Source organism: Streptomyces sp. MS19, from assembly GCF_047200595.1.
Lineage (GTDB): Bacteria > Actinomycetota > Actinomycetes > Streptomycetales > Streptomycetaceae > Streptomyces.
This window is the reverse complement of sequence record NZ_JBJZOH010000018.1, coordinates 37270-60184: the sequence shown is the minus strand read 5'-3', so window position 1 is coordinate 60184 and position 22915 is coordinate 37270. Positions and strand designations below refer to the sequence as shown.

At 74.6% G+C, this 22915-nt stretch carries 21 protein-coding genes and 1 pseudogene; 13 read left to right on the top strand and 9 right to left on the bottom strand.

What is annotated here, in order from left to right; genetic code table 11:
* Positions 1 to 25 precede the first annotated feature (25 nt).
* On the bottom strand, positions 26 to 1357 hold the full coding sequence (locus tag ACL02R_RS18430) for a PHB depolymerase family esterase (protein WP_412798027.1): 1332 nt from the start codon (positions 1355 to 1357) through the stop codon (positions 26 to 28).
* 27 nt (positions 1358 to 1384) lie between these two features.
* On the opposite strand from ACL02R_RS18430, the gene ACL02R_RS18425 reads away from it, so the two are divergent.
* A complete protein-coding gene (locus ACL02R_RS18425) occupies positions 1385 to 2521 on the top strand; it encodes a PucR family transcriptional regulator (protein WP_412798026.1) in 1137 nt (378 codons plus the stop codon).
* A 7-nt stretch (positions 2522 to 2528) separates the two neighbouring features.
* Here ACL02R_RS18425 and ACL02R_RS18420 read toward each other — a convergent pair whose 3' ends face one another.
* A complete protein-coding gene (locus ACL02R_RS18420) occupies positions 2529 to 3473 on the bottom strand; it encodes an alpha/beta hydrolase (protein WP_412798025.1) in 945 nt (314 codons plus the stop codon).
* Positions 3474 to 3777: 304 nt separating this feature from the next.
* On the opposite strand from ACL02R_RS18420, the gene ACL02R_RS18415 reads away from it, so the two are divergent.
* From ACL02R_RS18415 to ACL02R_RS18375, 9 genes are all read left to right on the top strand, one after another.
* A complete protein-coding gene (locus ACL02R_RS18415; RefSeq protein WP_412798024.1) occupies positions 3778 to 5106 on the top strand; it encodes an SGNH/GDSL hydrolase family protein in 1329 nt (442 codons plus the stop codon).
* 153 nt (positions 5107 to 5259) lie between these two features.
* Positions 5260 to 6495 carry an SGNH/GDSL hydrolase family protein gene (locus ACL02R_RS18410; protein ID WP_412798066.1) on the top strand — a complete coding sequence of 412 codons (1236 nt, stop codon included), beginning with the start codon at positions 5260 to 5262 and terminating at the stop codon, positions 6493 to 6495.
* A 39-nt stretch (positions 6496 to 6534) separates the two neighbouring features.
* A complete protein-coding gene (locus tag ACL02R_RS18405) occupies positions 6535 to 6783 on the top strand; it encodes a hypothetical protein (protein WP_412798023.1) in 249 nt (82 codons plus the stop codon).
* 121 nt (positions 6784 to 6904) lie between these two features.
* Entirely contained in the window at positions 6905 to 7555 is a 651-nt protein-coding gene (locus ACL02R_RS18400; RefSeq protein ID WP_412798022.1) for a hypothetical protein, read from the top strand.
* A gap of 280 nt (positions 7556 to 7835) precedes the next feature.
* Positions 7836 to 8750, top strand: a complete 915-nt coding sequence (locus ACL02R_RS18395; protein WP_412798021.1) for an endonuclease/exonuclease/phosphatase family protein — start codon at positions 7836 to 7838, stop codon at positions 8748 to 8750.
* A 223-nt stretch (positions 8751 to 8973) separates the two neighbouring features.
* Entirely contained in the window at positions 8974 to 9660 is a 687-nt protein-coding gene (locus ACL02R_RS18390; RefSeq protein WP_412798020.1) for a LuxR C-terminal-related transcriptional regulator, read from the top strand.
* Complete coding sequence (locus tag ACL02R_RS18385; RefSeq protein ID WP_412798019.1) at positions 9650 to 10333, top strand: pyridoxal 5'-phosphate synthase; 684 nt, start codon at positions 9650 to 9652, stop codon at positions 10331 to 10333. The genes ACL02R_RS18390 and ACL02R_RS18385 overlap by 11 nt, the downstream gene beginning before the upstream one ends.
* An 849-nt stretch (positions 10334 to 11182) precedes the next feature.
* On the top strand, positions 11183 to 11881 hold the full coding sequence (locus tag ACL02R_RS18380; RefSeq protein WP_412798018.1) for a VanZ family protein: 699 nt from the start codon (positions 11183 to 11185) through the stop codon (positions 11879 to 11881).
* 174 nt (positions 11882 to 12055) lie between these two features.
* A complete protein-coding gene (locus tag ACL02R_RS18375) occupies positions 12056 to 12964 on the top strand; it encodes a putative RNA methyltransferase (protein WP_412798017.1) in 909 nt (302 codons plus the stop codon).
* A gap of 77 nt (positions 12965 to 13041) precedes the next feature.
* Here ACL02R_RS18375 and ACL02R_RS18370 read toward each other — a convergent pair.
* Positions 13042 to 13483, bottom strand: a pseudogene (locus tag ACL02R_RS18370) (LuxR C-terminal-related transcriptional regulator); the annotation flags it as partial.
* Between the two features lie 102 nt (positions 13484 to 13585).
* Between ACL02R_RS18370 and ACL02R_RS18365 the strand changes: the two are divergent.
* Positions 13586 to 14119, top strand: a complete 534-nt coding sequence (locus ACL02R_RS18365; RefSeq protein WP_412798016.1) for a VOC family protein — start codon at positions 13586 to 13588, stop codon at positions 14117 to 14119.
* Positions 14112 to 14903 carry a MerR family transcriptional regulator gene (locus ACL02R_RS18360; RefSeq protein ID WP_412798015.1) on the top strand — a complete coding sequence of 264 codons (792 nt, stop codon included), beginning with the start codon at positions 14112 to 14114 and terminating at the stop codon, positions 14901 to 14903. The genes ACL02R_RS18365 and ACL02R_RS18360 overlap by 8 nt, the downstream gene beginning before the upstream one ends.
* A 5-nt stretch (positions 14904 to 14908) precedes the next feature.
* Here the strand turns inward: ACL02R_RS18360 and ACL02R_RS18355 are convergent, their stop codons facing one another.
* From ACL02R_RS18355 to ACL02R_RS18330, 6 genes are all read right to left on the bottom strand, one after another.
* A complete protein-coding gene (locus tag ACL02R_RS18355; RefSeq protein WP_412798014.1) occupies positions 14909 to 15649 on the bottom strand; it encodes a nucleotidyltransferase domain-containing protein in 741 nt (246 codons plus the stop codon).
* Positions 15646 to 15930, bottom strand: a complete 285-nt coding sequence (locus tag ACL02R_RS18350) for a SelT/SelW/SelH family protein (RefSeq protein WP_412798013.1) — start codon at positions 15928 to 15930, stop codon at positions 15646 to 15648. The genes ACL02R_RS18355 and ACL02R_RS18350 overlap by 4 nt, the downstream gene beginning before the upstream one ends.
* Positions 15931 to 16044: 114 nt before the next feature.
* Entirely contained in the window at positions 16045 to 16836 is a 792-nt protein-coding gene (locus ACL02R_RS18345; RefSeq protein WP_412798012.1) for a phosphotransferase enzyme family protein, read from the bottom strand.
* Positions 16837 to 16880: 44 nt separating this feature from the next.
* Positions 16881 to 18047 carry an alpha/beta hydrolase gene (locus tag ACL02R_RS18340; protein ID WP_412798011.1) on the bottom strand — a complete coding sequence of 389 codons (1167 nt, stop codon included), beginning with the start codon at positions 18045 to 18047 and terminating at the stop codon, positions 16881 to 16883.
* Between the two features lie 145 nt (positions 18048 to 18192).
* Positions 18193 to 18597, bottom strand: coding sequence for a hypothetical protein (locus tag ACL02R_RS18335; protein WP_412798010.1), 405 nt, complete (start codon positions 18595 to 18597; stop codon positions 18193 to 18195).
* The gene (locus ACL02R_RS18330; RefSeq protein WP_412798009.1) at positions 18588 to 19607 is read right to left on the bottom strand and encodes a ScbA/BarX family gamma-butyrolactone biosynthesis protein; all 1020 of its coding nucleotides are present in this window, start codon (positions 19605 to 19607) and stop codon (positions 18588 to 18590) included. Before ACL02R_RS18330 ends, ACL02R_RS18335 begins: the two co-directional genes overlap by 10 nt.
* A gap of 286 nt (positions 19608 to 19893) precedes the next feature.
* Here ACL02R_RS18330 and ACL02R_RS18325 point away from each other — a divergent pair, with 286 nt between their 5' ends.
* Positions 19894 to 22911, top strand: coding sequence for a BTAD domain-containing putative transcriptional regulator (locus ACL02R_RS18325; protein WP_412798008.1), 3018 nt, complete (start codon positions 19894 to 19896; stop codon positions 22909 to 22911).
* Positions 22912 to 22915 lie beyond the last annotated feature (4 nt).

Here is a 22915-nt window from a genome sequence, read left to right as displayed (position 1 = left end):
CGTGGGGCCGGGGCGGGCGGGCGGATCAGGTGCAGGGGGAGCCGTTGAGGGCGAGGTTCGTCGGGCCTGCGCTGTTGCCGGTGTGGGTGGCCTGGTAGCCGATGCCCACGCTGGCGCCTGGGGCGATGGCCGCGTTGTAGGCGACGTTGCGCGCGCTGACGGTTCCGCCGGTGGCGGTGAAGGTGGCGTTCCAGCCCGAGGTGATGGTCTGGCCCGCCGGGAGGGAGAAGGTCAGCGTCCAGCCGTTGACCGAGGTGGTGCCGGTGTTGGTGAGGGTGAGGGAGCCGGTCAGGCCGGTGTTCCACGTGTTGGTGGTGACTGTCACCGCGCAGTCGGCGTCGCCGGGCGGGTCTTCGGGGTCGCCCGGGTCACCGGGGCCGCCCGGGTCGGTGGGGTCGTCGAGGCCGAAGAAGGTGATGGCCCGCGCGGCCATGCCGCCGGTGGGCAGCGAGTGGCCCACGCCGTTGACGCTGATCGCCTCCACGGGCGCCTGGTCACCCGTGCCGCCGTAGCGCGTACGGGTCCAGGACGGCTGCGGGCTGTCCGTCAGCGACGGCGTCTGGCTGACGCCGTGCACATTGGTCCACTGCTTGATCTCCTCGGCGAAGTTCGGGTACCGCAGTGTGGTGTCGGTGGTGCCGTGCCATACCTGCATGCGCGGGCGCGGACCGTTGTAGCCGGGGTAGGCGGCGCGTACGAGGTCGCCCCACTGCTGCGGGGTGCGCGTCACCTGGCCGTTGGCGCAGGCGCTGTTCCAGCCGGAGCCGTCCGTGGTGGCGAAGCAGCCGAAGGGGACGCCCATGAACGCGGCGCCGGCCTTGAACACGTCCGGGTAGTCGCCGAGCAGCACGTTCGTCATCATCGCGCCGGACGACGCGCCGGTGACGTACACGCGGTCGGGGTCGGTGCCCAGGGTGTTCTGCACGTACCTGACCATGGACACGATGCCCACCGGGTCACTGCCGCCGTCGCGCCGCAGTGCCTGCGGGGAGGAGACGTCGAAGCACTGCCCGCTGCGGGTGGCCGACGGGTAGATGACGACGAATCCGTAGCGGTCGGCGAGCGAGGCGAACTCGGTGCCCGAGTAGAACGCCGGACCGGTGCCGGTGCAGTAGTGCACGGCGACCAGGACCGGCGGTTCGTCCTGGACGGTGTCCGGCACGTAGAGGTGCATACGCAGGTTGCTCGGGTTGGCGCCGAAGCTGGTCACCTCGGTCAGGCCGGCGGCGGACGCGGAGGGCGCGTTCACCAGCAGTGCGGCGAACAGAGGAAGCACCCCGGCCAGCAGCGCGGCGCACAGCCTGCGCAGGCGGGTGCGGGGCGTGTCGGACGGGGGTGACGCGGCTCTGGTGGACATCTCGGTGCCCTTTCTAGACTGCGGGCTGTGAAGGGTCTGCTGCTGCGGCTGTCCTCACTCGACGCGGACGCCGCCGCCGCGGTGCGGGTCATCGCCCACTACCAGGCGCTGCTGAGCGGCGGCGCGGTCGATCCTGTGGTGCTGGTGCGTTCGACGGCGGGGCTGGCGCAGTGCCCCGCCGGGGCCGAGACGGCGGACGGCCGTACGGCCCGGTTCGCTCCCGACGGGGTCGCCCTCCCCGGCGTGCCAGGCCGTGTCTCCGACAGCGTGGAGCTGCGCCCGGCCGGGCGGGTCTGGCTGGAACGGGACGGCGGGTCCGGCCCGTTCGACGCGCTGGTCCTGGAGTGGATGGCCATCGCGGCGCGGATGGGCCCGGGGCGCGGGGGCGCGTCGCCGCAGGCGGCGGACCCGGCGCTGGTGGAGCTGGTCCTGTCGGAGCGTGAGGCCGTGGAGGACCGGGCGCGGGCGCTGCGGCTGCTGGGGGTGCACCCGACGCTGCCGCTGCGGGTGGTCGCGGTGGCGGACGCGTCGGGGGCGGACGCGGGTCTGGTGGCGGTGTCGCTGCTGGCGCGCGGCGGTGCACCGGCGACGGTACGGGTGGCCAACGTTGGCGCGCTGGCTGCGGCCCTTGTGCAGCCGCAGGGGGGCGGGGAGTCACCGGCGGGCGGGTTGCGAGAGGCGGCGGGGGAACGTGCCCGTGCGCTGGCGCCCGGGGTGGGGCGTAAGCAGGACGTGCGGGTGGGGGTCGGCGGTCTGGTGGCGCCGGTGCACGCGGGGGTGTCGTGGGGGCAGGCGCGGGCGGCGCTGCGGTTCGCGGTGCCGGGCGGGGGCGTGGACGAAGTGGTCGTGGACCACGCGGAGCTGGGGCCGCTGGCGCTGCTCGCCGAGGTGTCGGCCGCGCGGCTGCGGGCCGAGCCCGGGGTGCGGGCCCTGGCCGAACTGGCGGAAGGGGACGGCGGGGCGCTCGGGGTGGAGGCGCTCGCCGCGTTCTGCCGTACGGGGTCGTTGCGGCGGGCGGCGACAGCGCTGCATCTGCACCACAGCTCGGTGGCGGCGCGGCTGGCGGTGGTGGAGGGGGCGCTGGGGTGGCGGCTGCGTGAGCCGGGCGGGCTGCTGCGGGCGCAGTTGGCGCTGTACGCGTGGCGGCTGTCGGCCGCGGGGTGACGGGCGGTCACGGCGCGAGTCCGGTGCGCAGAGCGGTCACGGCCTCGGAGGTGACGCGCTGGGCGATCGCGGAGTGGGTCACGGCGGCGCTGCCGTGGAACGTTCCCGGGTAGCGGCGCAGTTCGACGGGTACGCCCGCCGCTTGCAGTCCGGCGGCGAATGCGACGCCTTCGTCCCGCAGCGGGTCGAACTCCATGACGGCGATGAACGTGGGGGGCAGCCCGCGCAGTTCGGTCGCACGGGCGGGAGCGGCGTAGGCGGGGACGCCGGGTGTGCCGGGGACACCGGGGCCGAGGTAGGCGTCCCAGCTGAGCTGCGCGTTGCGGCGGTGCCAGACCGGGGTGTCTGTGAAGCGGACGGCGCTCGGGGTGGCGAGGCGGTCGTCGAGGGCGGGGCTGTGCAGGTGTAGGTGGCGGATGGGCGGGCCGCCCTCGTCCCTGGCCAGCAGGGCGATGGCGGCGGCGAGTCCGCCGCCCGCGCTGTCGCCCCACACGCCGATCCGGCCGGGGTCGGCGGAGAGCTGGGCGGCGTGGGCGGCGGTCCAGCGCAGGCCGGTGTAGGCGTCGTGCAGGGCGGCCGGGTAGGGGTGTTCGGGCGCGAGGCGGTAGTCGGCGGAGACGACGACGGCGGGGAGCGCGCGGCAGAAGTGAAGGTTGGTGTCGTGGTCGACGTCGGGTGAGCCGAGGACGAAGCCGCCACCGTGCAGGCTGTACAGCGCGGGCAGGGGGCCGGGGACGCCGAAGGGGCGGTAGACGCGTAGCGGAACGTCGGGGGCGCCGTCGTGTCCGGGGGCGTGTGTCTCGTGCACCGCGACGCCCCGGGTGTCGGCGGTGGGGAGGGCGGCGGCCAGTTCGGCGGCCTGGGCGCGGCGCGCGGCGGCGAGGTCGGTGATGTCGACGGGCGGCATCATGGCGACGGCGGCCGCCAGTTCGGGATCGAGCGGGTAGCACACGCTGTCCTCCCTCCGGTGTGGCGGGCGCGTCACCGAACGGTCCCATGGGGCGGGAGCGGGGGTCATCAGACGGGCGTCGGGGATACGGCGGCCAGGGTCCGACACGTGCGCGCGGCTTGTACGCGGGTGTGGCGGGCGGCCGGGAGGCCGGGCCTGCGGCGGGGCGTCCGTGCGCGCAGGACTGGGCGTACGGGTGGGTGGGGTGGGGCTGACGCGGCTTCTTGACGCGGGTGGTGGCCGTTCCTATGGTCACCGCGCCTGACCGGGCGCAGTCGCCCTCGACGCTGAGGAGCCCTTCGTGAAGATGTCCGTTCCGCGTCCCCGCGGGTCCGCCGCCCACCGGCGCCGCCGCAGGGTGATGGCCGCGCTGGCGGGGCTGCTCGCCGCCCTGTGCCTGCTGACCACCGCGCCCACCGCCGGGGCGGCGGGCGCCGCCGGGTGGGGCGGGCGCACGGAGTGGGTGGGGGCGTGGGCGTCGCCGGTGACCACCGTGCCGGCGAGTGACGGCACCGCGTTCGAGGACCAGACGCTGCGGCAGATCGTGCGGACGACGCTGGCGGGTGACACGCTGCGCGTCACGCTGACCAACGTGTTCGGCACGGCGCCGCTCGTCGTGGGCGAGGCCAGGATCGCGCGGCGGGCGGACGGAGCGGAGGGGCCGCGGGTGCGGCCGGGCACGGACCGGCGCCTCACGTTCGGCGGGCGCGGGTCGCTGGCCGTGCCGGGCGGGGGCGAGGTGGTGAGCGATCCGGTGCGGTTGCGCGTACCGGCGGGCGCCGACCTGGCGATCAGCCTGCACCTGCCGCGGCGTACGCCGGGCGGGACGGTCAACGCGTTCGCCGGGCAGGAGAACTTCGTGGGCGAGGGGAACGTCACGGGGGCCGCCGACTTCACGCCGAGCGCCGTCACGGCGTCGTGGTACTTCCTGTCGGGCGTCAGCGTCGCCGCACGGCACGGGGACCGCGCGTCGGCCGTCGTCGCGCTGGGCGACTCCATCACGGCGGGCACGACCGTCAACGCCAACCACCGGTGGACCGACTTCCTCGCCCGCAGGCTGCGCGCCGCGCCGGGGCGGGACGCGACGGCCGTGCTCAACGCGGGGATCAGCGGGAACCGCCTGCTGCGCGACCCGAACCCCCCGGCGGGCTCCGACGCGGAGGCGTACGCCGCGTACTTCGGCGAGAGCGGGCTGCGGCGCTTCACGCGCGACGTGCTGGCGCGGCCCGGCGTGCGCGACATCGTCGTGCACCTGGGGGTGAACGACATCGGGCATCCGGGGACCGTCGCGCCCTCGTCGGAGCGCGTCACCGCCTCCGACCTGATCGACGGCTACCGCCAGCTGATCTCCCGGGCGCACGCCCGGGGCGTACGGGCGCACGGCGCGACGATCACGCCGTTCCGCGACACCCCGCTGGGCTTCTGGACACCGGAGAACGAGCGGGTGCGGCAGCGGGTGAACGACTGGATCAGGACGTCCGGCGCGTTCGACTCCGTCGTGGACTTCGACGCCGCGCTGCGCGACCCCGCGCGGCCCGACCGCCTCGCGGCCCGCTACGACAGCGGCGACCACCTGCACCCGAACGACCTGGGCAACGAGGCGATGGCGCGGGCGGTCCCCGCGCACCTGCTGTGAGCCTCACCGGCGGCGTACCGACCGGCGCCGACACCGACAACTGACCGCGTACCGCGACCGCGAAGGACTCCTCAGGTGGATGGACACAACGTGACCAGGCGCGTGCACGGACGCGTGAACAGGCGCGCCGCGCTGACCGGCCTCACCGGCGCCGTGACGGGCCTGACCGCCCTCGGGGCGACGCCGGCGGCGGCGCGGTCGGGCGGCGAGAGGTGGGTGGACACGTGGACGGCGATGCCGCAGCTCACCGAGCCGCACAACCTGCCGCCCGCGCCGTTCACGGGCAGCGACGGCGTCCTCGCCGACGCGACGCTGCGGCAGACCGTTCATCTGACGATCGGGGCGCGGCGGGTGCGGCTGTCGTTCTCGAACGAGTTCGGCGGCGCGCCGCTGCCGCTCACGTCGGTGGCGGTGGCGCTGCCCGCCGGGGGCAGGGCGGGGGCGCGTGCCGTCGTGCCGGGTTCGACGCTGCCGGTGACGTTCGACGGGCGGGCGTCGGTGACCGTGCCGGTGGGGGCGCGGTACGTGTCGGACCCGGTCGACGTGCGGGTGCCGCCCGGTGGGGAGCTGACCGTCACCGTGCATCTCGCCGAGGGGCAACGGTCCTTGTCGGTGACCTCGCATCCCGGGTCGCGCACCACGTCGCACCTGGTCGCGGGCGATCACGTCGCCGCCGAGGACCTGCCGGGCGCGACGCCGGTGGACCACTGGTACTTCCTGAGCGCCGTCGAGGCGTGGGCGGCGCGCGGCAGCAGGGCGGCCGCCGTCCTGGGCGACTCGCTGACGGACGGCCGGGGTTCGACGACCAACGGCAACGACCGGTGGCCCGACCGGCTCGCCGCGCGGCTGCGGGAGCGGCGGGCCACCGAGGACGTGGCGGTCCTCAACCAGGGCGCGGGCGGCAACCGGGTGCTCCTGGAGGGGCTCGGGCCGAGCGCCGTGTCGCGCCTGGACCGCGACGTGTTCGCGCGCAGCGGCGTCACGCGGCTGATCGTCTTCGAGGGGGTCAACGACATCGGGACGGCGGCGGCGACCGCGGCGGCGCAGGAGGCGGTGACGGCCGATCTCGTGGCGGCGTACGGGCAGTTCGTGACGCGTGCGCACGCGCAGGGTGTCGCGGTGTACGGCGCAACGCTCACGCCGTTCGGCGGCAACGCGGCGTACGACGACCCGGCGGGGCTGCGGGAGGCGGCGCGGCGGGAGGTCAACGCGTGGATACGGGGCAGCGGCCGGTTCGACGCGGTGCTCGACTTCGACGCGGCGGTGCGTGACCCGGCCCGGCCGGAGCGGCTGCGGGACACGGTCCACGACGGCGACTGGCTGCATCTGACGCCCGGGGGCTACGCGATGCTGGCCGCGGCCGTGCCCCTCTCCCTGTTCCGTGACTGACGGACGCGTTCGGTACGGGCTCCGGCGGGGAGGGCTGTGGTGCTGTCCGTGAGGGTCGTCGGCAAGATCACGTGCCCCAACGGGAAGATCTGTGTCGGCAGGGAGCTGGGCGACGTGCGGCTCGGCTACTTCGGCAGCCCGGCACGGGCGTTGCCGGAGCAGGACGCCGACCGGGAGCCGCACCGGGAGGAGATGCGGCTCATTCCGGAGCACCGGTCGGACGATCCGTGGATCGGCTGCGACCGGGTGTCCAAGTCCCTTCCTGCTGCGACCGGTTCAGGGGGGTAGGCGGGCGTTTCCTCGGTCGGGACCGACATGGCGGCGATCGTGCCCTGCGCCTGGTGAAACATTTTCGGCTGTCAGTGGCGTCACTTAGAGTGACAGTACTGATTCGGAGAGGGTGGGGATGATGGCGAAGGCACGGAAGTTCGGGCCGGTCCAGCTGGCGAGGTGGCTCGGGCTGGCGGGGTGGCAGATCGCGTACGCGCGGGAGCGTGGGCTGGTACCGGCGCCGGATCTGGCGGAGGGCCGCTGGTCGGAGGCGCTGGCGAAGACGCTGCCCGAACGGGCGGAGGAGATCCGGGCCGCGGTGGGCGACCGTCCGGGCGTCGGCACGGTGAACGCGGCGCGCCATCTCGCCGTCCACAGCGGGCTGGACGTGGAGCGTGCGGACGTCCTGGAGCTGGTCGCGCGCGGGCTGCTGCGCCCGGTGGGGCGCTACCGGGGCAATCCGGTCTACGCGGTGCGGGACCTGGAGGAGCTGCCGCGCGAGCGGGTGGGCGCGGTGGTGGAGGAACGGCTGGCGTGGACCGGGGCCAGCGCGACGGCGGTGGAGGCCGCGCGGCTCCTGGGCTGGTCGGTGGGCCTGTTCGAGGTACGGGCGGAACGCGCGGGTCTGGTGCCGCGTGCGGACGGCAGGTATCCCCGGGCGGAGGTCGTACGACTCGGTGCCGGTCCCTGGGACATCCCGGTGGACCGGGGTGGCGGCGAACGGGGCGGGCCGCCGGTCGGGCGCCGCGAGCCGGTCGCGGTCGGCGCGGGCGGGGGTGGCGGGGTGTAGGGAGTGGGGTCGAGGTGGTGGGGGCGGCGTCGCCGGGCCGGTGTCCGTGCGGTGCACCGTACGGGAGTGCGGGGTTCTGGCGCGGCGCGCTCCCCCACCAGGCCCCCGGAAGGTGGCCCGTCGCGTGGAGGAGGCCATCGGGGAGGGAGGATCGGGAGCGGTAGGTGCACGGCAGGGGGGTGAAGGTGTGGGTGTGGTGGTGGAACACGGTGAGGCGCCGGAAGAGGCGGAGGCTGGAAGGCGGGCGCGGGTCCGCGCGGTGGCGCGGGTGGTGTGTGCTGTGGCGGTCGCCCTTGTGGGGGCGGTGGTCCTGGTCCGGCTGACCGGACTGGACGGAGGCTCGTATCTCGCCCTCGTCATGGCGGTGTTCCCCTGGGTTGCCGTGGGCAGTCTGGTCCCACTGGGGGTGGCGCTGGCCCTGCGGGCGCGGTGGCTGTCCGGCGTGGCGGGGGCCCTCGTGGTGGTCGAGCTGTGCCTGCTGCTGCCGCGCTTCCTGGGCGGAGGCGCGGAGATACCGGCGGACGCGCCCCGGCTGCGCGTGGCGACGAGCAGCGCCCACGCGGGGGCGGTGGACCCGGCCGCGCTGGTCGATCTCGTCAGGACGGAGCGGGTGGACGTGCTCTCCGTGGCCGAGCTGTCGGCGGAGACGGCCCGCGCCCTGGACAGCGCGGGGATGGCCGGCCTCATGCCCTACCGGGAGCTGCGCCCGGAGGCCGACTCGTCGCTCTACTCCCGGCTGCCGCTGTCGGACGGCGGGCTGCTGCCGCTGGACACCACCTGGCCGCAGACAGGGGCCGATGTACAGGTGGGCGGCCGGACGGTGCGGCTGGTCGCCGTGCACACCTACTACCCCCTGGGCGATCCGGGACGCTGGGACGCCGACATGACGGCGCTCCGGGAGGAGGCGGCGCGCGGGAGCGAGGACACCGTGTTCCTGGGCGACTTCAACGCCACGCTCGACCACGGCCCGATGCGGGACCTGCTGGCGGCCGGGCTGGCGGACGTCCACGACGAGCTGGGGCAGGGCTGGGCACCGACCTGGCCGGAGGGCCGCCGGTACCCGACGCTCATACAGCTGGACCACGTGCTGCACGGGCCGGGACTCGCAGCCGTGTCGGTGCACGAGGCAGCCGTGAAGGGCAGCGACCACCGGGCGGTCGTCGCCGAACTGGCCCTGACCGGCTCAGGGACGTGAGGGGCGGGCGAGGGGTCCGTCGGCGGGAGACGTGGCTCCGTGGAGCCAGGGAAGGGGCGGAGGATGGCTCTGTGGCGGGATGTCCAGGGGCTGTGGCACCCATACGCTACGTGACCATGTGGAAGACCATGACAGGCCTGTTGGCCACGGTGGGAGATGGATTCCGGTGGGCGCTGGTCGCTCGGGCCCCGCGTCCGGCGGGTGCGGAGAAGCGGGGTAGCGGATGACTCGGCGTCGTGGCCCGATCGGGAATCCTTGTCGTCTGGCTCGTCGCGATGATGTTCGCGGGGCCGACCGAGACGGACACGATGCCGCCGACCGGCCTGTTGTACGGCGCCGTCACGATCCTGCCGGCCCTGCTGATGCCGCGGTATCCCTTCGCGGCCTGGCGATGGGCGTACATCCACGCCTGGGTCGCGCCGTTGCTGATAGGGCGTGGACATCGCTGCCCACACTGTCCGAGCAGACGTGGGTGCTGATGCTGACGACCTTCGACCTGGACGAGTACGTGTTCGAGGCGCTGCGTGCCGGGGCGTCCGGGTTCCTGCTCAAGGACGCCACCGCCGGGGAACTGGTGCACGCCGTCCGGGTGATCGCGTCGGGCGACGCGCTGCTCGCGCCCTCGGTGACCCGGCGGCTGATCGAGGATTACGCGACACACCCGCCCGCCGGTCGCGGCGGCGACCGGGTGCCGCCGTCCCTGACCGGCCTGACGGCACGGGAACGGGAAGTCCTCGCGCTGATCGCGCGCGGGCTGTCCAACACGGAGATCGCCACCGAACCGGTCGTCGCGGAGGAGACGGTGAAGACGCACGTCAGCCGAGTGCTGAACAAGCTGGGGCTGCGCGGCCGTGCTCAGGCCGTGGTCGCCGCCTACGAGTCGGGACTGGTGGTGCCTCATGGGAAGTGAAGCGGAGAACGCGGTACGGGAGCTGCTGGCCGCGCACCCCGTGATGGCGCGGGACCTGCCGCCGTTCGAGCCGGCGGGCGCTCCCGCAGAGCCCCGGGCGCTGTTCGCGGCCTGGCTCGCGGAGGCGGCGGACGCCGGGGTGCCGGACGCGGGCGCGGTGACGCTGTCCACCACGGATGGGGACGGTCTGCCGGACGCGCGGATCGTCGCGCTGCGGGACGTCGATCCGGACGGCCGCTGGGTGTTCGCGAGCGACGCGGACAGCCCGAAGGGGCGGCAGCTCGCGGCGGTGCCCGCCGCCGCCATGACGTTCTACTGGCCGGCGCAGGGCAGGCAGGTGCGGGTGCGCGGACCGGTGGAGCGGGCGTCGGCCGAGGTGGCGGCGCGGGAGTTCCTGAGCCGCTCGCCGCTCTCGCGCGCGGCCGGGCTGGTGGCGCGGCAGAGCGAACCCCTCACGTCGGCCGACGACTTCGGCCGGGCCCTGGCGGAGGCGCGGCGGCGGGTGGAGGCGGACCCGGAGGAGGTGGCTCCCGGGCACACCGTGTGGCGGCTGCGCGCCGACGCCGTGGAGTTCTGGCAGGGCGAGAAGGGCCGGGGGCATGTACGCCTGCGGTACGACCGGGGCGCGGGCGGCGATCCGGGCGGCTGGTCGCACACGCTGCTGTGGCCGTGACGGCGCGGCCGTCCCTGGCTGCGCCGGCCGACCTGGGGCGCGGGGCTGCCCGCGCCCCCACGGCACCGCCGGGTCACCCGCACACGGCGGCCCTTACGCTGCCGCGTCGTCGCAGTGACCAGCCGCCGCTGTCTCCCCGGTCCTCGTACGCGCGAGCGACTCGGCCAGAGCGAGGACCGGCTGCCGCCGCGACGGGGTGGAGAAGTCCTCCGCCCCTTCGGCCGCTGGGCGGTCTCCATGGGGTCGGTAGGTCGTCGGTCGTCTCGTGGCGAAGCGTGGCGTGCCGTGGCGGCATTGACCGCCGGATGAGTCGGGGGCGTCGATCGCTCCGTCGCCTGCGATGGGGCTGCGAGGTGTGACGTGCTGAAGCGTTGACGGGTGGTGGAAGACGGTCCGCGAACGCCTACGGCACTGGTCGGCCGACCGCGCCTGGGACCGCATCCTGGCCCATGACCGGCGACGCTGCGATGCGTCGGCCAAGTGGCCCGGCGCCGTTCGGGCCCGCCGTTCGGCGGGAACTTGGACGGCCGCACCGAGCTCGCACCTGTCAGGAACCGTGGCGGGCAAGGGTCTCCCCCTCGCCTGCCGCCGTACAAGCGCGCCACAGACGGGCCCCGGGTCCGGCCGGCCGCTGTCCTCCGCGTTCAAGGGTGGTCCATCCCCCGGCAGGGCGCTGCTTCCCTGGGACCACGCGGCGGACGGAGTCCGTACCTGCCCGACACGTCCGCTGAATCCCCAGGGGCTGACTGGCCGTCAAAGAGGCTCCGACAGGTGCGTCGAACTCCGGCGTGCGGTGTGCGGCTCGGGGTAGCCGGAGCGTGCGGGAGTCCACCCACCGAGGGGGTAACGATGGCCTTTGTCACGCGGTTCCGCACGGTGCGCAGGGGCAGGCTCCCTGAGCCTGTCGGCGCGCCCGACGACACGCGTCCCTCCACACACGACGACATCCCTTCCGACACGACCTACCCGGACGAGCCCCTCGCGCCCGAGGAGCCGCCCGCACCGCGCGTTCCCCTGTTCCAGCGCCGCACCTTCGGCGCCGCCGTGGCCCGCGTGCTGGTGATGGCCATGGCACTGGTGCTGATGGTCGCCTTCGCCGTCGCGCTGGCACGCGTGACGCTGGTGCCGTCGCCCGACTCGTCCGACCTGATCCACACCAACCTGCGTCCCGGGGCCTCGATCCGCACCTATCTCGACCAGCCCGACTGGTCCGACACCGTGCAGCAGATCGGCGGCAACGTGCTGCTCGGCGTCCCCTTCGGCTTCCTGCTCCCGGTCCTCTTCCCGCGTATCCGGGGGCTGCTGCGGGTCGCGCTGTTCACCGCGCTGGTGATGGTGATGGTGGAGTCGGCGCAGGGCCTGATCGTGGAGGGCAGGGCGTTCGACATCGACGACGTCATCCTCAACACGCTCGGGGCCCTGATCGGCTTCCTCATCGTGGGCCGGCGCCTGAGCCACGCGCTCTACCCGCGCCGGACGCACTGGTGGCACCGCTGGACACGGCGCCGTCCCGTCGAACAGCCGGTCGCCGACGAGCGGTACCCCTGACCTCGGCGGTAGCGTGGCGGGATGGCATGCCACGGCGGACCGCACACGTTCCTCTGACGGGGAGGACGGGAACAGCGGCGTGACCTCAAGGAGGGCGTCGCTGTTCTCGGCGTGCGCACCCGAGCGGTTCCACCGATCCCGACCCGCGGCCGTCACGGCTGCCGAGGACCCCGCATGTCCGACGTACCCCTCAGTGGCTCCCCCGTCTCTCCTCCCCGTCCCGTCGCCCCCGTGCCGCCGCCGTGGCAGCGGATGCTGCGTGTGCTGTGCTGCCCGCCCTGCGGTGGGGATCTCACGCTGACCGGCCGCACCCTGCGCTGCGCGCGGCGGCACACGTTCGACCTCGCCCGGCAGGGCTACGCGCCGCTGCTTGCGGGCGGCAGACCGGCCGCGACCGCCGACACGGCCGACATGGTGGCGGCACGCGAACGTTTCCTCGGCGCGGGCCACTTCATCCCCCTGACCGACGCGCTGGCCGCCCGGACGGCCGCCCTCTGCCCGCCGGGCGGCGTCCTGCTGGACGCGGGCGCCGGGACCGGGCACCACCTCGCCGCCGTGCTCCGCGCCCTGCCGGACGGCACGGCGGGTCTCGGCCTGGACACGTCGGCCCCGGCGCTGCGCCGCGCGGCGCGCGCGCACCCGCGCGCGGTGGCGGCGAGCTGGGACGTGTGGCAGCCGCTGCCGGTGCGGACGGACGCGGTGGACGTGGTGCTGAACGTGTTCGCGCCGCGCAACGGCCCGGAGTTCCGCCGCGTGCTGTCGCCCGCCGGTGCCCTGGTCGTCGTGACGCCGACGGGGCGTCACCTCGCGGATCTGCGGCGGTCGCTCGGCCTGCTGTCGGTGGACGGCGCCAAGGACGAGCGGCTGCGGCACTCCCTGGGGGCCCGCTTCGTGCAGCAGGGCCACGAGGAGCACGACCATGTGCTCGACCTGGGCGCGGAGGAAGTGGCGCAGCTGGTGGGGATGGGCCCGACGGCCCGGCATGTCGGCGCGGACGAGCTGCGGGCGCGCGTGGCCGGGCTGGGCGAGCCGTGCCGGGTCACCGCGTCGTTCCGCATCTCCGTCTACCGGCCACGCGCCTGACCGCCGGGCCCGGCGACCCCGGGTCGTGGTGAGCTGACGGATGCGGCGTGGGGGGCGGACAGCGTTGCCGGTTTCGGTCAGTGCGGGCCCGGGGCGCCGGATGAACGCGGGACGACGAGGCCGTTCTCGTGGGCCAGGACGACGAGTTGGGCGCGGTCGCGGGCTCCGGGCTTGATCATGGTGCGGCTGACGTGGGTCTTGGCGGTGGTGTGGGAGATGACCAGCCGCTCCGCGATCTCCTCGTTGGAGGGGCCGGCGCCGACCAGTGTGAGGACCTCGCGTTCGCGTCGGGTGAGCACGTCGAGGGCGGGACACGTACTCGGAGATGAGCCGGTGGGTGATCTCCGGGGACAGCAGGGCGTGGCCCTCCACGGCGACCCGGATGGAGCGCAGGAGTTCGGTGGGCTCGGTGTCCTTCAGCAGGAAGCCGCAGGCGCCCGCGCGCAGCGCCTCGAACACGTGGACGTCCAAGGCGTAGCTGGTGAGGATGACCACGCGGACGTCGCGGAGGGCGGGGTCGGCGGCGCGGATCAGCGGCTGGGACGCGGGGTGAGTGGGTGCGGGTGCCGACCGGCGCGTGCTGTTGACCCTCACGCCGCGTGGGGGTGAACGATGCAACGCATGAGCGATTTCTTTCCCGCTTTCGAGATGAGTCCTGTGCCCGTCCCCGGCCCGGACGCGGTCGCGCCGGAGCCGTTCCGGGGGATCTACGGGATGCCGGCGTTCGTGACGGTGCCGACGGACGATCTGGCCGCGTCCACGGACTTCTGGGTGCGCGGGCTCGGGTTCTTCGAGTTGTTCGGCATCCCCGGACAGCTGGTGCACCTGCGCCGCTGGGCGTTCCAGGACGTGCTGCTCGTCGCCGCCGAGGCCGGTGCCGCGCGGGCGGAGGTGCCCGCGATGAGTGTGAGTTTCTCCTGCGTGCTGAACGAGGTGGAGCCGGTCGCGGAGGCGTGCCGCGCGCTCGTGGCCGACCGCGTCACCGGCCCGCGTGACACGCCGTGGAACACCCGCGACGTCGAGGTGATCACGCCCGAGGGGGCGCGGGTGGTGTTCACGGCGGCCAAGCCGCTCGCGCCCGGCAGCCCGGAGGCGCGGGCGCTCGCGGCGGTCGGGATCACCGCGCCCGGGAGCGACGGCGACGGCCGTGGCTGACGCCGGTCTCACGGTGGGGGCGACCGCCGGACGCGTGGGGGTGACCGTCCGCGCGCTGCACCACTGGGACGAGGTCGGCCTGGTGTCGCCGTCCCTCCGCACCACGGCCGGGTACCGCCTGTACACCGACGCGGACGTGCAGCGGCTTGAGCGCGTCGTCGCCTACCGCGACCTCGGTCTCGGGCTCGACGCGATCCGCGCGGTCCTCGACGACACGAGCACGGGGATCGGGGCCGCGCTGCGTGAGCAACGCGTCCAGCTCGCCGGGCAGATCGACGACCTGCGGCTGCTGGACGAACGCCTTGAGCGGATGGCCGAGGCCCACGAACGCGGGATTCTGCTGAGCGAGGAGGAGCAGGCGGCGGCGTTCGGCCCCGGCTGGGACGCGCGCAGAACGGGGGAGGCGCGTGTTCTGTGGGGAGAGTCCCCGCAGTGGGCGCAGTTCGCCGAACGCTCCGCCTCCCGCACGCGCGAGCAGTGGCGGGCGCTCGCCGGGGCGATGTCCGCGCTCGAACGCGACCTGGGCGACGCGCTGGACCAGGGCGTCGCCCCGGGCAGTCGGGAGGCGGACGTGCTGGTCGAGCGCCACCGGGAGGTCTTCTCACACTTCTTCGCGCTCACCCGGCGGATGCAGGTGTGTCTGGGGCGCATGTACGAGTCGGACCCGGGCTTCGCGGCCCACTACGACGGTGTACGGGCGGGGCTGGCGTCGTGGTTCCGGCGGTGTGTCGACGCGTCCGCGCGCGCCCATGGGATCGACCCGGACACGGCGACCTGGCAGTAGCGGAGTCAGGCGAGGGCGAGCAGGCAGGGGCGCAGGCGGGCGGCCTCGGCCGGGGAGCTGTGGGCCAGTTCGGTGAGCAGGGCGCGTACGGTCACGGCGAGCGCGCGGGAGAGTTCGGTGGGGTCCAGCGCGCGCACCAGTGTCGCCTCCAGCGGGGCGGTGACGGCGGCCGGAAGGCGGTCGGCGCCCTTGGCGTACGCGGTGGGGAGGCCGAGGCGTGCGGAGGCGAGGGTCAGGATGTGGTCCCGGGTGGCGCTGATCCAGTGCTCGGCGTTCCAGTACGCGCCGCGCTCGATGGCGATCCGCGCGTGCAGCACGTGGTGCCAGGCGAGGCCGGTCAGGTGGCCGGGGTCCGGGGCGGGCGCGGGCCGTGGCGCGGCCGGGGTGCCGAAGACTGCGCGGAACCCGCCGTCGCCGACGGGCCCGAAGGCGCCGCCGGGGGCGAATCCGAGATCGACCTCCAGCGGCTCGGGCAGCAGGAACGCCCGGTAGGTCGCCCCGCCCGCGTGCAGGTCGAAGTGGTGGAGGGCGCCCAGCTCGCCGTAGAGGTACGCGGTCCAGTCGGCGAGCGTGTCGGCCACGGCAACGTCCGGGGCCAGGCCGAGGAAGAGGTCGATGTCGGACCAGCGGTCCTCGGTGCCGCGCGCGGCCGAGCCGGTCAGGGCCGCGCCCGTGACGGCGCTGTCGGCGCGGGCGCGGTCGAGGAGCAGCGTACGGACCTGGTCGCGGCGCGCGTCGGTGCTCATCCGGGTGCGGCGGTGGAGTCGGAGTGGCCCAGGGAACGGCCGGGTGCGACGCGGTCGCGGACCAGCCGCTTGACGGCGGTCGGCTCGGGGAAGCCCTGGGTCTTGCGGTCCCAGACCGTCTCGCCGTCCACGCTGACGCGGAAGACGCCGCCGGTGCCCGGCTGGAGCGCGACGGCGGAGACGTCGGTCTCGAAGGTGGTCAGCAACTCCTGTGCCAGCCAGGCCGCGCGCGGCAGCCAGCGGCACTGCGTGCAGTACTCGATCCGTACCTCGTGTCCCATGCCGGACCGCCGCCTTCCCGCCGTGCTGTGCCGCTCGTGCTGTGCCGCTCGTGCTGTGCAGTCATCCTCCGGCCGCCGTCGCGGGAAAGTCCAGCACTGCCCACGACGCGGACGTCAGTCCAGCAGCGCCCGTGCCCACAGCCCGCTGCGCGCCTCGATGTACTCGGCGTCGCCGAGCCAGGCATCGCCGTGCCCCGTGCGCCAGTGGGTCGCCCACGGCTCCTCCCCCACCGCCGCGCGCTCCCGCAGGAAGTCGTACATCCCCCGGACCCGGCGGCCGAGCAGCGGTACGAGGGCGCGGCGCTGCGCCTCGTCGAGGCCGTACGCGTCGGCGAAGACCCGCAGGCGCGCGGCGTTCTCGTCGTCCGGCCGTCCGTAGGGCGGGGCGGCGGTGAGGCGGACGAAACCGTGGCAGGCGTAGGCGAGGTCCCACAGGCGGGTGGTGGGGCCGGCGCCGTCCCAGTCGATGAGGACCCAGGATCCTTCGGGGCCGTCTGCGACGAGGTTCCACGGCGCGATGTCGCCGTGCCCGATGAGGGCGGGCCCGTCGTCCAGGACGGGCAGCAGCCGCTGCCAGGCGGCGTCCGGCGGCGGGGTGAACGTCTCCGCCACGTCGTGGAACGCGCGGATCAGCCGGGCGACGCGCGCCAGCCGCCCGGCGGGGGCCAGCTCGTCCATCCGGTCGGGCCACAGCGTGGTGCCCGGCGCGTGGCCGAGGATCTCGCGGCCGCACCCGTCGGTGCCGAGGGGGCGCGGCGCGGCGTCGAAGCCGGACGCGTGGAGGTGCCGCAGCAGCGCGTGCACGGCGGGGGTCCACGGTCCGGCCGGGCGGCGTACGGTGTCCCCGGCCCGTACGACGCCCGCGCTCACGTTGCCCCCGGTCAGGGGTACTTCACGCTCGTCCATCCGGCGCATTCTGGCAGCGGCGCGTGCGGCTTGTCGCGTTCGTTTCAGCCGCCGTGGCGGGTGAGCCAGTCGGCCAGGGCGTCGTGGAGGACATCCGCGCGGCGCCCGAACGTCACGTAGTGGCCGGCGCCCGGCACGGTCACCAGCTCGGTGTCCGCGCCCGTGAACAGCTCGCGCTGCTCGCGCGGGTCGCCGACCCGGGGGTCGTGCTCGCCGAAGAGCAGCAGCACGGGGGCGTCGATGTCGGGCAGGTGGCGCAGGTCGGACAGGACGGCGGTCGGCTGGGACACCATCTCGCCGCACGGGTGCGGGCTGCGCAGCGGGACGGCGAGGCGCAGGACTTCGGGCGGGACGTCGGTGAAGTTCTCCTCGGCGAACGCGGCGGGTGTCGGGTCGTAGTAGGCGTAGCCGTTGTCGGCGCCGGAGAGGCAGGGGCCGAGCGCCGTGAAGAAGGGGGCGTTGACGCGGGGGTCGAGGCCCACGTCGGTCCAGTCCATGAGGACGAGGCCGTCGATGCCGTCGAACGAGTAGCCCGCGATCTGGGCGAGCTGGGCGCCGTTGCCCTGGCCCGCGAGGAAGACGTGGTCGAACGCGGGTGGTGCCGCACGGCCCGCGCCGTGCGTGCGGTAGTCCCCGTCGCGCAGTTGCTGGGTGATCTGGTGGGCGATGTCGGCGCTGCCGCCCAGGCACAGGCCGGTGCCGTTCGGGATGTCGCTGGCGCCGTAGCCGAGGCGGTCGACGGTGAGCGAGGCGTGGCCGCGCGCGGCGAGTTCGCGGGCGAGGTGGTGGCCCTGGGCGTCGAGCCGCCAGAACCACTCGCCGCTGGCGATGTCGTGCTGGTACAGCGTGACGGACAGGTCGTCGCCGCTGTCCAGGAGGGCGCGGGGCGCGGTGAGGTGACCGCGCACGGTGTACGTCCCGCCGTCCACGGCGCAGACGGACAGGGAGCGGTTGACGTTCCTGACGGTGAAGCTGACGGGTATCTCGACCACGTCGGCGGGAAGCGCCGCCGGGGAAGGCGCGGTGGGTGATGCGTGCTGGGCTGCCTGGTGTGCGGGTGGTGGGTCGGAGGGTGTGCCGACGGCCTGCCTGGCCGGGGCGGCCCATGCGTGCCGGGACTCCGTCGCGAGTACCTGGGTGAGCGACAGGAGGGCCGCCGCGGCGGCCAGGAATGGTCTGCGGGCGCGCGCCATCGTGATGGGACCTTTCACGTCACGTGGTGGGAAGGAGGTATGGGGCGCCGTGGGGGAACGGGAGGGGCACGGGAGACACAGGAGTTCCGATGCCATGCGGAAAGCCCGGCGGCGCAGGGCCGCCGGGGCGGGAGTGCGTGCGTGGGGGACGTGGGCCGCTTGGTCAGGCGGCCAGTACGGCGGACGTGGCGGAGCGGGTCGTGCGGAGCGGGGAGAGGCGCGGGAGAGGGGAGCGCCCGGCGCGTACGGGCTGCCCGCGAGTGCGGGGAGCGGATGCGTCGGCCTCGGCGGCGGCGTCGCCGCTGTCGGGGTCGTCCGGACGCTCGGCGCTGTCCGGGCCGTCGGGTTCAGCGGGCGGCAGGCGGCTGCCCAGCTCGGCCATCAGTGCCGCGCCGTGCCGCTCCGTCGCGGCCTCGACGGCGGCGGCCACGGTCTCGCGCGGCATGCCGGAGCGGCCCGCCGTACGGCCGGGCCCGGCCAGCGGGTTGGACAGGGTCTCGCCGTAGTCGTCCGCGAGCGGGGTGAGCGGGACGGCCCGGTGGTCCGGGTCGCCGGGTGTCAGGACCACTGCGCCACCTCGATCAGGACCTCGCTGACCGTGTGCTCGCCCTGGCTCACGCGGACGGCGACCGGCACGGCCAGCAGCCCCAGCTCCTTCGCGTGCCGCACGCCGTCCACCTGCGCGGTGGCCGTGGTGTTCAGGTCGAGTTCGGCGAAGTCCGTGAAGTCAGCCCGCAGCCGGGTGACGGCCAGTTCGCTCGGGAAGAGGCCGTGCAGCCGCGCCACGGCGGCGACGGCGAGCTGGCGCGCGGCCTCCAGCTGGAGGTTGCCCGGGATGTGGTCGAGCTGGTGGTCGAAGAGGTGCGGATGCTCGGTGTCGACGACGAGCCGGGCCTGCGCGGTGCCGCGCGGTCCGACCGTCGGCTCGGTCACCACGACGTTGCGGCGGTCGCGGCGGCCGACTGTCGCCGGGGCCGCGGGCGCGAGCCGGGAGCTGAGGACGGCGGTCCGGTCCGCGGCCGCCGCCCGGTCGCGGCCCTTCGCCCGCAGCATGCCGAACGCGCGGCGGCCGATGAACGCGAGCCCGCCCGACGCCTCCAGCGTCCGCACGCCGTCCACCAGCACCGTGCCGTCGAAGTCGAAGCCGAGGACGCGCCCGGCCCTGTTGCGCTCGGGGCGCACCGTCAGGACGACGACGACGTGCGCCGGGCGCGGCCCGATCCGCAGCGCCTCCAGCGAGCGCACCCAGTAGTTCATCGACTTGAAGATGAAGGCGCTGTCCAGGGCGACACCGAGGTGCTGGTGCGCCACGTACACGCCCGCCTGCCGCATCACCTCGACGAGGAGCAGGAAGTCGTAGCCGGCCGAGTGCTCTCCGATGACATGGCCGCGCGGCAGCTGCGCCGCGACCTCGAAGGACGCCTCCGACCGGCCGATGCCGTTGGTCGCGGCGGCGACCGAGTCGGTGACGAAGACCTCGGCGATCGAGGCCCGGTGCACCATCGCGCGCGGGACGGTCGCGTCGTACGTGAGCCGGTCGCGCGTGGTGGACGAGGGGAGTTCCATGGGCAGGGTCATTGCCGTGCTCTCCTTCCGGGTCCGTGCGGGCACCCCCCGGTGCCCTGTCGGCGACGATGACGGGCCCCGCTGACGGGAGGCTGGAAGAAACGCTGAAGAGACTGCGCGATGTGTTGTGCAGAATGCGCATGCGCGACCAAACGGTGCCTAAGGGAGGGGTGTTGATGAACACCACGTAACCGTCCACCCACGCACACGCGCCATCGCCTATGCTCCACATATCAGCTGGGGGCACCACCGAAAGTGACCATTTCGGGTACGTTGTGATCGAATACGGGGTTTCGTCATGACTGAATACGGGGTTCGATTCGAGGTTCTCGGCCCATTGAGAGCACTACGGGCCGGGGCGGAGATCCCCCTCGGCCCGCCCAGGCAACGAGCCGTCCTCGCCGCGCTCTTATTGCGCGCGCCGCGGCCCGTGTCGGCCGAGCGCATCATCGCGACCGTGTGGGGGGCCGACGGGCCCACCCCCTCGGTCAATCTCATCCAGAAGTACGTGTCGGGCCTGCGCCGCTGCCTGCCCGCCACCGCACCGATCACCCTCACCACCGCGGGCTACGCGATCGACCCGCGCGGCGGCTTCGACCTGTGGGAGTTCGAGGAACTGCTCGCCGCCGCACGCTCGTTCAAGAACGAGGACAAGCCCGCCCGCGCCGCCGAGGCGCTCACCCGGGCCACGGCGCTGTGGCGCGGGCCGCTCGCCGAGGACACCATGGGCCCCGGCATAGAGCTGGAACGGGACCGGCTCGCCGAACAGCAGCTCATCGCCCTGGAGGAGAGCCACGCGCTCGGCCTCGACCTGGGCCACGGCCCCGAGCACGTCCCGGAACTCGTGCGGCTCGCCGCCGAACACCCGCAGCGCGAGCACCTGCACGGCCTCCTGATGCGGGCACTCGCCCGTTCCGGCCGCCAGATCGAGGCGCTCAACGTCTACGCGCGCATCCGCCAGCGCCTCGCCGAGGAGTACGGCACCGATCCCGGTCCCGAACTGCGCGCCGCGCACCAGCTCGTCCTGTCCGGGGGCGCCCAGGCACCGCGCAGGCCGCCCCCGGAGAAGGCCCCGGCGGCCGTCCCCGCCCAACTGCCGCACGACGCGTACGGCTTCACGGGCCGGACCGAGGAGGTCGGCCGGATCACGGGGCTGCTGCGCTCCGGCGGCATGCCGATCGTCTATGTCGAGGGCACCGCGGGCGTGGGCAAGACGGCACTGGTCGTCCACTGCGCCCACCAGGTGGTCGACGACTTCCCCGACGGCCAGCTGTTCGCCGACCTGCGCGGCTTCGACCCGCTCGGCCCCGCCCACCCGACGGAGATCCTGGGCGGATTCCTGCGGTCCCTCGGCGTGGCCAACCAGCACGTACCGCCGGACACCCGGGAGCGGTCCAGCCTCTTCCGTTCCCTCCTCGCCAAACGCCGCGTACTGGTCGTGCTCGACAACGCGGCGCACACCGAGCAGATACGCCCGCTGCTGCCCGGCAGTCCTGGCTGCGCGGTGCTGATCACCAGCCAGCGCCGGCTGACCGGGCTCGTCGCGGGCGAGGGCGCCCGGCACGTGGACCTGCCCGTGCTCCCGGCGCAGGACGCCGAGCAACTGCTGCACACGATGCTGGGGCCCGCCGCCGGGAAGTCCGCCGCGGAGATCGCGCGACTGTGCGGCTATCTCCCGCTGGCGCTGCGGCTGGTGGCGGCCGGCGCGTCCGTGACCGACGAGGACCTCGACGGCATAGCCCGGCGCCTCACCTCCGAGGACCCGCTGGCGCACGCCGCCGTGCCGGGCGACGAGCAGCTGTCCGTCTCGGCGTCGCTCGACCTGTCGTACCACTCGCTCGACGAGACGTCCCGCCGGGTGCTGCGGCGTCTGTCGCTGGTGCCGGGGCCGAAGCTGACCCGGCGCGCCGCCGCCGCGCTGGCGGGCCTCGGCGACGAGGAGACCGAGCGGGTGCTCGACTCGCTGGTCGCGGCGAACCTCATCGAGCCGCACGGCACGCACCGCTACCGCTTCCCGCACGACCTGCTGCGCGAGTACGCGCGCCGCCGCGCCCTCGCCGACGAGCGGCCGGACGAGCGTGCGGCGGCCGTCCACCGGCTCACGGCCTGGTCGCTGCGCGCGGCCTCGGTGCTCGCGGGCGGCCCGGTGCGGCTGCACGTGGCGGGGCCCGACGGCGTCGTCACGACAGGACCCGCCCCGGACAGCGCGGCGGCCCGCCTCCTGCGGCGCGAGGCGGGCGGCGAGCTGCGCAACCTGCCCGCGCTCGCCGGATGCGCGGCCGAGCACGGCCCGTTCCCCGCGGCCTGGATGCTGGCCCAGCGCCTGTGGGGCATGTGCAAGCACAACAGCCTGATGCCCGAGTGGCTGGCGGGCGCGCTGGCCGGGCTGCGCGCGGCGCGGCGCGCCGGTGACCGCGAGGCGGAGGGCGAGCTGTGCGTCTCGCTGACCGACGCCATGCTGATCGCGGGGAAGGTGGACCAGGCCGAGAAGTACGCGCGGCAGGCCCTGACCATCGGGCACGAGGAGCGGCTGCCCGGCGTCCAGGCGGCGGCGTACGAGTACCTGGGCAGGCTGCGCTGGCTCGCGGGCGACCTGACCGAGGCGCGGGACCTGCTGACGCACTCCGTGGAGCAGTTCACGGCGGCCGAGCGGCCCGAGCAGATCGCGCTGGCGCTGTGCGGCCTGGCCCGGGTCGAGGTGGACCTGGGGCGTCCGCACATCGCGGTGCGGTACCACCGCACCGCGCTGCGGCTGGCGCGTTCGCTGCGCATCGTCTGGCTGGAGGCGCTGGCTCTCACCGAGATGGGGGTGGCGCAGGAGGACCTGCGGCAGCTGGAGCAGGCGGTCGCCGCGCAGGAGGCGGCGCTCGCGCTCAGCGACCGGCTGCCGAGGATGGCGGCGCTGTCGCAGGCGTACCTCGGCGCGCTGCACGCGGCGGGTGGGCTCGCGGGCGCGGCCAGGTCGGCCGTGCGGGAGGGGCTGCGGGTCGCCGAGGCGCACAGCGACCGGTGGGCCCTGGCCGAGTGCCACAACGCGGCGGGGCGGACGATGACGCTCGTCGGCGACCGGATGGAGGCCGTGGGCCACCATCAGGCGGCGCTGACCGTCTCGCGCGGCCTGGGCTACCGGCGGGGTGAACTGCACGCGCTGGTAGGACTCGTCGCGTCCATGCAGGACACGGCGGAGCGGACGCTGCTGGAGCGGCAGGCGGGCAGCATGGCCCGCAGACACGGCTACGCCGGTGTGGCCCGTCGTCTGATGCAGCACCAGCCGAGGGAGAGGGACGTGGCGGCACCGTTCGCCCGCATAGCCTGAGCCT